Genomic DNA, 9,473 nt, shown 5'->3' with positions numbered 1-9,473 from the left:
GGCATACCGGGGGTGAACGTGGGGTCGGCAGGTACCGGGGGTGGGTGGCCGCCCAGGGGAGCCTGCGGCGGCACAGAAGGCGGTATCTGCGGGGAAGGCGCCGGCGTAGGCACGGGCGGCGGTGACCCGGCGGAGGGCGGCTCGGGTCGCTGCGCAGGTGTGGACGAGGCCAGGGCCCGGCCCTCGGCCACCATCGCGGGCGGCATGCGGACCGCGAGCGGGCCGTTCTCGTCCAGGAGCCGCTGGAGGAGCTCCTTGGCCGTCGGACGGCTGGCCGGATCCTTGGCGAACGCGTCGGTCAGCACCGCGTGCAGCGAAGCGGGGAGCCCGGTCAGGTCGACCTCGTCGTAGACGATGCGCTGCATCACCTCTGACGGAGAGCCCGTCCCGAAGGGCGACCTGCCCGTCGCGGCGAAAAGGATGGTCGACGCCCAGGCGAACACGTCCGCGGCGGGTCCGATGCCCCTGCCGCTGAGCTGCTCCGGGGACTTGTAGGAGGGATCCTCGGTGATGTGCCCGGAGAAGGCCACGTTCACCGCCTCCAGAGCGTGGGCGATGCCGAAGTCGCCCAGCCTGGGCCCGTCCCGTCCCAGGAGGACGTTGCCCGGCTTCAGGTCGTGATGGACCGCGCCCGCTCGATGTACGGCCGCGATGGCGATCGCCATACCGACGGCTAGGCGCTCGACGACCGCGCCACCGCGCGGCCCTTCCTCGTCCACGAGCTGCTGGAGGGACGGCCCGTCCACCCACTCGCTCACCACGAAGGGACGGTCGCCCTCAACGTCGGCGTGCAGGATCGCCGCGGTGCAGAAGCCGGACACCTTCCGGGCGGCGGTGAACGAACCCGCGAACCGGGACCTGGCGACGGGCTCACCGCTCAGCCGCACGTGCAGGACCTTCACGGCGACCAGGCCGCCGGCAGGGTCCCTGCCGAGGAAGACGGCACCCTGCTCACCGACGCCGAGCCGGCCCGTGATCTCGTACGAGCCGAGTCTCCGCGGGTCACCCGGCTGCAGGGGCAGCGCCTCGGGCATCTGACGAACCTCCGTGTCCTCCGGGGACCGCGTCCCCGGCCTCCCCGTTCCCTTCTATGAGCATTCCTCATCTTCGCTGACGGGCGTGGAGGGCTCCTCCCCGCTCGCCGGACGAAAAGCGCTCCCCGGCTTGACGCCGGGTCCTTTCTACCGTCTGAGTGGTCCACCGGACGCCACCGCCCGGAGCAGGTCACCGTGGGCCACGACCCGGTAACGTCAGTGGCGATGTCGCGAAAGCCGCTTTCCCTTGCCCTCCTGAACGAGCAGCGCACCGCGCTCGGCCTGCCGGCGTACACCGGTGCGGACGAGCCGGCCGCGCTCCGTCGCGCGGCCCTGGACACCGTCCTCGCCTGCATCGAGGCGGGGAGCGCCGAACCGTCCAGGCCGGTCGTCAAGGGAGCGGTGCGGTTCCTGCTGGACCGGCTCGCCGAGCTGGCGCCCGGCCGTTCCGTGGAGGTTCGCGTTCCTCCTCATGCCGCGGTTCAGTGCATTGACGGGCCGCACCATACCCGGGGTACACCCCCGAATGTGGTGGAGATGGATGCCGCCGCCTTGATCGCCCTGGCCACAGGCCGGTTGGCTTGGGCCGACGCAGTAGCGGACGGCCGGGTCCGCGCAAGCGGCGCACGTGCGGACCTGTCGGACCATCTTCCCCTGCCCATCGACCCGCCTGCCGACCTGCCCGCCGACCTGCCCGCCGACAGGGAGGCCGCGGAGCCGGGCTGAGCGGGGCCGTCGGCCCGTGGCGCGATCCGGGCCTTGCCTGGACCGCCCGGCGCTGCCAGCGTGGGCACCACCGTCCGTTCGGGGCACGACCTGGAAGGCGGCGCGGCAGCACACGGCACGGATGCATGCGCCGCCACACTGGAGGTGATCCCGTGCTGATCGCGCACTGGACGTTCGACGTAGCCACCGTGGACGGCCGCCGGGTCGCCGACATCGCCGGGGCCGGACCCGTCGCCGAGCTGGACGAGACCGCCGAGATCGTCCCGGGCCGGGCGGGGGAGGCGCTGTCGCTCGGCGGGACCGGCCGCGCCGTGATTCCCGCCACACCTCAGCTCGTCCTCAGCCAGGTGTTCGGATTCAGCGTGGCGTTCTTCGTCCGCGTGACCGAGGAACCGATCGGCGAGTGGCGCAGCCTCGTCTACAAGCCGGTCGCCGAGGAGGATGCCAGGGGTCTCGGTCTCTGGCTCTACCCAGACGAGATGCGGCTTCGGGCCCAGCTCTTCACCGTCAAGGGCCCGGACTACGCCGACAGCCGCACAAGGCTCACCGTCGGTGAATGGACGCACGTCACGTTCGTCGTGGACACCGCCGGGATGTCCCTGTACGTCAACGGCAGGCTGGACGTGGCCGTACCGCTCGAACACGCGGTCGTCACCCCGGCCGGCCCCATCTACCTGGGGAGCGAACCCACCAAGCCTGGATTCGGCGGCCTCATGGACGATTTCCGCGTCTACGCCTCCGCGCTCGATGAAGAGGCCGTCCGCTCCCTAGCCGACTACCAGGGCTCCTAGCCGCCCCCTATGGAGTGATGGCTGTGTCTCTAGCGGCGCTGCCATCGGCGAAGGGGAACTCCCGTTCGACGCAGCCGCGCCGCGACGAATCGTCCGGGTAGCGCGTCTCGTCACCGCACTCGGCCGCCTTGCTCAGCAGCCAGACGAGCGCCACGGCGCCGACGACGACGGCCAGGGCCGAGCAGACGACGCCCACGATCGCGGGCCGCCGGTCGGCGTCACCCCGCACGAGTGCCACCGCCCCCAGGACGAGCCCCACGAGCGCCGGGATGATCCCCACCAGACACAGGACGAGCCCCACCAGGCCGACGATTCCGAGTACCTGCGAGGCCCTCGCCAGCGTGCTCCTCTTGGGAGGAGACGGAGGCGAATACGTCTGGTATCCAGGCAGCGTCATGTCTTCCTCCACGTGTCGGTCACCAGACTCCCCCGAGGTGCGCGATGCCTCTATTTCGGGTGAGCAAAGGTCCGGTAAGTACATGCCACCGATCGGAGCAGCTGAACCTGGCATCTAGACTGGCGAATGTGCCTCTCCGTGACGGACGTCTGAGCCACGACATCGATCCCACAGACCGCCCCCCGCAGGACGCTTGCGGGGTGTTCGGCGTCTGGGTCCCCGCTGACCAGGCGCCAAAGGCGGAAGTGAGCAAGCTCACCTACTACGGCCTGTACGCGCTACAGCACCGCGGGCAGGAGTCGGCGGGCATCGCCGTCAGCGACGGGTCACGCATCGTCGTGTTCAAGGACATGGGGCTCGTCGCCCAGGTGTTCGACGAGTCGGTGCTCAACACCCTCCGCGGCCACATCGCCGTCGGGCACTGCCGTTACTCGACGACCGGCTCGCCGACGTGGGAGAACGCGCAGCCCACGTTCCGGTCGAGCGACGCGGGCGGGCTGGCGCTCGTCCACAACGGCAACCTGATCAACACCCCGGAGCTGGCCGCGCGGCTCGAACCGGGCGTGCTGACCGCCACGACCGACACCGAGGTCCTCACGGCCCTCCTCGCCACCCGCGGCGACGACGGCCCGCTGGCGGCCGCGCGGGAGGTCCTTCCGGTCACGCGCGGCGCGTACTCCCTGGTCTTCATGGACGAGGGGACGCTCTACGCCGCCCGCGACCCCGAGGGCGTCCGCCCGCTCGTCCTCGGCGCCCTGGAGGACGGGGGCTGGGTCGTGGCGTCGGAGACCGCCGGCCTCGACATCGTCGGCGCCCGCTTCGTCCGCGAGATCGAACCGGGCGAGATGGTCGCGATCGACGGCGCCGGCGTCCGGTCCGAGCGGTTCGCCGAGGCGCGGCCGAAGGGCTGCCTGTTCGAGTACGTCTACCTGGCGCGGCCCGACACGACGATCGCGGGACGCAGCGTCCAGGCCACCCGCGTCGAGGTGGGACGCCGGCTGGCCCGCGAGCACCCCGTCGAGGCCGACATGGTCATCCCGACGCCCGAGTCGGGCACGCCGGCCGCGATCGGCTACGCCGAGGCGTCCGGCATCCCCTACGGCCAGGGCCTGGTGAAGAACTCCTACGTCGGCCGGACGTTCATCCAGCCGTCGCAGACGATCCGCCAGCTCGGCATCCGGCTCAAGCTCAACCCGCTGCGCGAGGCGATCGAGGGCAAGCGGCTGGTGGTCGTGGACGACTCCATCGTGCGCGGCAACACCCAGCGCGCCATCGTGACGATGCTGCGGGACGCGGGCGCCGCCGAGGTCCACGTCCGGATCTCCAGCCCGCCCGTCGCCTGGCCGTGCTTCTACGGCATCGACTTCGCCACCCGCGCCGAGCTGATCGCCGGGAACCTGTCGGTGGAGGAGATCCGCGACTCGATCGGCGCCGACTCCCTCGGCTACATCTCCCTGGACGAGCTCATCTCCGCGTCGCACATCGCCAAGGACAACCTGTGCCGGGCGTGCTTCGACGGCGAGTACCCCATCCCGGTGGAGGACGGCGCACGCGGCAAGCATCTGCTGGAGGTCACCTGATGGCCGGTCGCCCCTCGCCCACCTCGTACGAGGCCGCCGGGGTCGACATCGCGGCGGGTGAGCGTGCGGTGGAGCTGATGAAGTCCCGCGTGGCGCGTGCACGGCGTCCCGAGGTGGTCGACGATGCGAGCGGCTTCGCTGGGCTTTTCGATGCCTCGGCGTTGCTGCGCTACAAGCGTCCCCTGCTCGCCACGTCCACGGACGGTGTCGGTACCAAGGTCGACCTGGCCCGTCGTCTCGGCGTCTACGACACGATCGGGCACGACCTGGTCGGCATGGTCGTCGACGATCTCGTCGTATGCGGCGCCGAACCGCTGTTCATGACCGACTACATCGCCTGCGGCAAGGTCGTCCCGGAACGGATCGCCGACATCGTCGGAGGCATCGCGGACGCCTGCGCCCTGGCCGGATGCGCCCTCGTCGGCGGTGAGACAGCCGAGCATCCCGGCCTGCTGGAGGCGGACGAGTTCGACCTGGCGGGCGCCGGTACGGGCGTCGTGGAGGCGGACGAGACCCTGGGCCCCGAGCGGGTTCGCCCGGGGGACGTGGTGCTCGCCATGGCCTCGTCAGGCATCCACGCGAACGGGTACTCGCTCGTCCGCCACATCCTCGCCACGACGGACCTGACCCTCGAATCGGAGCCTTCGGAGCTCGGCCGTCCCCTCGGTGAGGCGCTTCTCACACCGACACGCATCTATGCCAAGGACTGCCTGGCTCTGATCCAGGCCGGTGGGGTACGTGCCTTCGCTCACATCACGGGCGGAGGGCTGGCCGCAAATCTGGCGCGCTCGCTACCCGCGACCGTGGACGCAGTCCTGAACCGCTCGTCCTGGGAGACACCGGCTGTGTTCCGCGTCCTCCAGGGCCACGGGGACGTTCCCCAGGCCGAGATGGACAAGACGTTCAACCTGGGCGTCGGGATGGCGGCCATCGTCGCCCCGGACAGCGCGGACGAAGCCCTCCGGCTGCTGACCTCCCGGGGCGTCCCGGCCTGGCGCCTGGGCGACATCGTCCCCGGCGACGGCACGGCGGCCCTCCACTGAGCGGGCGCGCACCGGCGGGCAAGCACTGAGCGGGCAAGCACTGAGCGGGCAAGCACTGAGCGAGCACGCGGCTGCAATGGAAGGGATGAGGCGGTGAAACGACCGGCCTTGATACAAGTTCTCCGCGCACGGCAGCCGACGCGGATGACGCGCCGGGGGCTGAGACGGCCGCAGAGCGCCTCTCAGCCCCCGGGGGTCACACGGGTACCATCAGCCGCCGAACGTGCCCTGCGGGCGACCTCGGCGGCTCTCGGAGACCATGACGAACACACCTCCATGACGAACACCTCGGCGAACATCCAGAGGTCACGACAAACGCCACCGCCCCGTGCTACGGGCGGTGGCGCACTGTCTGCCGATCAACCGGAGGTGCCGTCCTTGCGGTCCTCGGTGCCGTAGTCCTCCGCGAAGTCTGCGTACTTCTCGGCGAGCTCGTCATAGGAGTCTTCACCGGAGTCGCTGACTCCAAGTTCGCTCTTCAGGCGGTCGAGGTCCGTGTTGCCGCTGTTGTACTTGAGCTGTCGGGCAACCTTAACCTGCTTGGCCTTGGCTCGGCCGCGACCCATTGGCTCGACCCCCTCGATGGTCAGGGCTTTCGTGGGCCCATCCAAGCGCGCGTGTACCACACGAACCGGTGCCTGATGAGCCATGCGTCAGTCACGGGTACAACCGTACCCGTTTTGCGCCCGGCTCGGTACATCGACGGTACGTGGCGGCGCTTCTGTTGCTGATAACAACAGTGTATCCCGTGGTCACGGGTACGCGCCAAAGCCGCCGTGGGACGGTCGTACAGTGCCCCACGGCGGCTCTAGCAACGGTTTTGCAACGGTCTAAACAGGGTCGTGGGACCGTTCCGTCGCGTCGGCGCCCGCGCGGTGTCCGCGCAGGCTCACAGCAGGATGCCGCGCAATCGGCTGATCTCCGACATCCGGCGCTCCGCGAGCCGGTCGGCGGCGACCGCCGGCGGGACGCCCTCGTCGGCGGCCAGCGCGAAGATCTTCCGGGTGGTCTCGTAGATGCCGCTGGCGCGGGCCTTCGCGCGGTCGAAGTTGAAGCCCTCGATCTCGTCCGCGACCTGGATCACGCCGCCGGAGTTGACCACGTAGTCCGGGGCGTACAGGATGCCCCGGTCCGCGAGGCTCTTCTCCACGCCGGTGTGGGCGAGCTGGTTGTTGGCGGCCCCGCAGACCACTTTCGCCTTCAGGGCGGGCACCGTCTCGTCGTTGAGGGAACCGCCGAGTGCGCACGGCGCGTACACATCGAGGTCGGCGCGGATCATCGCGTCGCTATCTGCGACGACCTCCACCTCCGGGTGCAGCGCCCGGACGCGGTCGACGGCGGTCTCGTTCACGTCGCAGATCACGACCTCCGCGCCGTCCTCGCGCAGGTGCTCCACCAGCCGGTGGCCGACCTTCCCGACGCCCTCCACCCCGACCCGCTTGCCGCGCAGCGTGGCCGAGCCCCACATGGTCTCCGCGGCGGCGCGCATGCCCTGGTACACGCCGAACGCGGTGAGGATGGAGGAATCGCCGGCGCCGCCGTGCGCCACCGTCCGCCCGGTGACGAACTTGCACTCGCGGGCCACGACGTCCATGTCCTCGCTGTACGTGCCGACGTCGCACGCCGTGTAGTAGCGGCCGTTCAGCGACTGGACAAACCGTCCGTACGCCCTCAGCTTCGCTTCGGTCTTGTCGGTGGCCGGGTCACCGATGATGACGGCCTTGCCTCCGCCGAGGTCCAGCCCGGCCAAGGCGGCTTTGTACGCCATGCCGCGGGACAGGTTCAGCACGTCGGCGAGGGCCTCTTCCTCGGACTCGTACGGGAAGAAGCGTGTACCTCCTAGGGACGGGCCGAGCGCGGTGGAGTAGATCGCGATGATCGCGCGCAGGCCGCTGGCCTCGTCCTGGCAGAAGACGACCTGCTCGTGTCGGGGTTCGGTGCCCTTGTGGGGCGCCCCGAAGACATTAGGCACGGTAGTGCCCTCCTCTCTGTCTCTAAGATCAGCGTAGGGCGCGGGATGCCGCCCCGCCCGGACGAATCTCATGTGACGATGCGATGGTGCTTCCGTACGCCGCGTACCTACGGGTTTATGAACCGGTGACCGCCTTCCCGGAGCCAGCGCGGACCTTATGGACGGTCTACGCCGACTCCAGGCGGCGCCCGCGGCGAATCCACGCGCTCGGCGTGGAGCACCGCGACGCCGCGCTGAGGATGACCGGCTCACCGCCGGAGGTCGTGCCAGAGCGCGAGAGCAGGGACGCCTACGTCCGCCGCCTCGAAGACATGATCTACGTGTGCCCCTGGGAGACGCGGCTGCGCTCCTGGCTGGCGTTCGAGCGCTTCAGGAACGAGCACGCCGCCGGTGTGGCGGCGGCATTCGTCCCCCCGCCCCTGTCGGAGCGGGTGATGAGCGACTTCGAGCAGTGGAAGCGCGCGGGCCGGTCCCTCCAGCCGCACATACTCACGAGCACCTGGCACGTCCCGCTGGACTGGTTCGTGCCGTTCGCGCGGACCGAGCGGTCCCTGATGCTCGGCACGCCGGAGACGGGCTACCGCAAGGCCGACGACGCGTCGGGGGAGCACGCGCCGGAGGAGCCCGCGTCCGAGGGGCACGCGTCTGAGGAGCACGCGTCTGAGGAGCACGGGGGCAATGGCCCGGCGACGGCCGCGCCGGTCCGTACCCTCCTCTACGTCACCTCGATGGGCGAGGCGCGCAGGCGGGTCTCGGCCGCGCTCCCCGTGGTGCGGGAGAATCTCGGCGACGGCACGGGCGACGTGTACCTCCTCTCGGCCGGGCGCCTGGAGACGCTGGCCCGGTGGCTGGGCGGCTTCGACCCCCGCGCGCTCGTCGAGCTCGACTACGGCGGCCTCGTCCACCTGCTGGACGACCGGACGCTCCGCGCGGACGAGTCGGTGGCCGAGATGGCCGTGGCCCTCACCGGGATGGAGCGCGGGGAGGCCGAGCTGACCGTGGCGATGTACAAGCGCCTCCTCGCCCGCTGGCGGCCCGTCCGCGCACTTGAGACGGCGAACTAAAACAAATTTCCCGAATCCCTGCGCGATACGACTATACGTGTCGCTAGAATCACTCAGCGTGACTCGATGGCCATCGCGCAGGGGCGGCACGCCGCATCCGGGGGGATGTTTGCACGCAACTACCGCCAGGAACTTGCTTGTTGCGCTGAGTGGTGGCAAGGTTACACGTTGTGATGTCATAGTGGCTCTTTCGGGCCATAGGGGACATCAGTGACCGCGCGAGGATCAATCGCAGGATCGCTGTCATCGGTCCACGGAGGAGAGGCCGCAAACATGTCAGCACGTACGCCAGAGGCCGAGCCCCTGCTGACGCCGGCGGAGGTGGCGACGATGTTCCGCGTCGACCCCAAGACCGTCACACGGTGGGCGAAGGCGGGAAAGCTCACGTCCATCCGGACTTTGGGGGGGCACCGCCGCTATCGCGAGGCGGAGGTGCGGGCGCTGCTCGCGGGAATCCCGCAGCAGCGGTCGGAATAACCGTGTCCGCTGCGCCGCCCCCGGCGTCGGGAGCCCGATGGCCCCCCGACACCGAGGGCGGCGCGGTGCTAACGCAGGCCAGGCTCTGTCAACGCAGTCCAGGCCCACTTCGCTCGCTGGCGCTCGCTACGTGACCTGGCCTGTGCGAGCGCCGCATCGCTTCGCGATCTTCCCGGCGAGGCTCGCCTTCGGCGTCGTCTCGCCGCTCAGGTAACGCGCTCGCGTGCGTGGCCGGGGTAGTCGCAGAGGCGAGTGCGCTCGTCGGGTGGTTGCTCCGTTACCGGCCGGGTGCGGGTGCGGTCATCCCGGTGAGGCTTCGGCGTCGCTTCGCGGATGAGCGCTGGCGGGTGCGGGTGTGCTTGGTGGGGGCTCTGGGGCTGGGGAGTTCC

At 70.2% G+C, this 9,473-nt stretch carries 10 protein-coding genes; 6 read left to right on the top strand and 4 right to left on the bottom strand.

What is annotated here, in order from left to right:
• Positions 1-1,034 (bottom strand): serine/threonine-protein kinase (locus tag E1266_RS31870; protein ID WP_132053408.1); only part of this gene is annotated, 1,034 nt, incomplete at its 3' end.
• A gap of 225 nt (positions 1,035-1,259) precedes the next feature.
• On the opposite strand from E1266_RS31870, the gene E1266_RS31865 reads away from it, so the two are divergent.
• Both E1266_RS31865 and E1266_RS31860 read left to right on the top strand, forming a co-directional pair.
• Positions 1,260-1,760, top strand: a complete 501-nt coding sequence (locus E1266_RS31865) for a sterol carrier family protein (RefSeq protein ID WP_132053412.1) — start codon at positions 1,260-1,262, stop codon at positions 1,758-1,760.
• Between the two features lie 152 nt (positions 1,761-1,912).
• Entirely contained in the window at positions 1,913-2,551 is a 639-nt protein-coding gene (locus tag E1266_RS31860; protein ID WP_165966289.1) for a LamG domain-containing protein, read from the top strand.
• A 7-nt stretch (positions 2,552-2,558) separates the two neighbouring features.
• Here E1266_RS31860 and E1266_RS31855 read toward each other — a convergent pair whose 3' ends face one another.
• Complete coding sequence (locus tag E1266_RS31855; protein WP_132053404.1) at positions 2,559-2,948, bottom strand: DUF4190 domain-containing protein; 390 nt, start codon at positions 2,946-2,948, stop codon at positions 2,559-2,561.
• Between the two features lie 128 nt (positions 2,949-3,076).
• Here E1266_RS31855 and purF point away from each other — a divergent pair, with 128 nt between their 5' ends.
• Both purF and purM read left to right on the top strand, forming a co-directional pair.
• The gene (gene purF / locus E1266_RS31850; RefSeq protein WP_132053402.1) at positions 3,077-4,528 is read left to right on the top strand and encodes an amidophosphoribosyltransferase; all 1,452 of its coding nucleotides are present in this window, start codon (positions 3,077-3,079) and stop codon (positions 4,526-4,528) included.
• A complete protein-coding gene (purM, locus tag E1266_RS31845) occupies positions 4,528-5,571 on the top strand; it encodes a phosphoribosylformylglycinamidine cyclo-ligase (RefSeq protein WP_132053400.1) in 1,044 nt (347 codons plus the stop codon). The genes purF and purM overlap by 1 nt, the downstream gene beginning before the upstream one ends.
• Before the next feature lie 359 nt (positions 5,572-5,930).
• Here purM and E1266_RS31840 read toward each other — a convergent pair whose 3' ends face one another.
• Positions 5,931-6,137 carry a DUF3073 domain-containing protein gene (locus tag E1266_RS31840; RefSeq protein ID WP_131987069.1) on the bottom strand — a complete coding sequence of 69 codons (207 nt, stop codon included), beginning with the start codon at positions 6,135-6,137 and terminating at the stop codon, positions 5,931-5,933.
• Positions 6,138-6,460: 323 nt separating this feature from the next.
• Positions 6,461-7,543, bottom strand: coding sequence for a Glu/Leu/Phe/Val dehydrogenase dimerization domain-containing protein (locus tag E1266_RS31835; protein ID WP_243719135.1), 1,083 nt, complete (start codon positions 7,541-7,543; stop codon positions 6,461-6,463).
• Positions 7,544-7,755: 212 nt separating this feature from the next.
• Here E1266_RS31835 and E1266_RS31830 point away from each other — a divergent pair, with 212 nt between their 5' ends.
• A complete protein-coding gene (locus tag E1266_RS31830; protein ID WP_243719133.1) occupies positions 7,756-8,607 on the top strand; it encodes a hypothetical protein in 852 nt (283 codons plus the stop codon).
• A 273-nt stretch (positions 8,608-8,880) separates the two neighbouring features.
• Positions 8,881-9,084, top strand: coding sequence for a developmental transcriptional regulator BldC (bldC, locus tag E1266_RS31825; RefSeq protein WP_012850682.1), 204 nt, complete (start codon positions 8,881-8,883; stop codon positions 9,082-9,084).
• The last annotated feature ends 389 nt before the right edge of the window (positions 9,085-9,473 follow it).

The organism is Actinomadura sp. 7K534 (assembly GCF_004348575.1).
GTDB lineage: Bacteria > Actinomycetota > Actinomycetes > Streptosporangiales > Streptosporangiaceae > Spirillospora > Spirillospora livida.
The sequence above is the reverse complement of the archived record's forward strand: the minus strand, read 5'-3'. Positions and strand labels throughout refer to the sequence as shown.

What these genes read in the sequence shown, in the direction of transcription:
- bldC (WP_012850682.1), top strand. Translation starts at nt 8,881, where the DNA reads ATGTCAGCACGTACGCCAGAGGCCGAGCCCCTGCTGACGCCGGCGGAG.
- purM (WP_132053400.1), top strand. Translation starts at nt 4,528, where the DNA reads ATGGCCGGTCGCCCCTCGCCCACCTCGTACGAGGCCGCCGGGGTCGAC.
- E1266_RS31865 (WP_132053412.1), top strand. Translation starts at nt 1,260, where the DNA reads ATGTCGCGAAAGCCGCTTTCCCTTGCCCTCCTGAACGAGCAGCGCACC.
- E1266_RS31855 (WP_132053404.1), bottom strand. Translation starts at nt 2,948, where the DNA reads ATGACGCTGCCTGGATACCAGACGTATTCGCCTCCGTCTCCTCCCAAG.
- E1266_RS31840 (WP_131987069.1), bottom strand. Translation starts at nt 6,137, where the DNA reads ATGGGTCGCGGCCGAGCCAAGGCCAAGCAGGTTAAGGTTGCCCGACAG.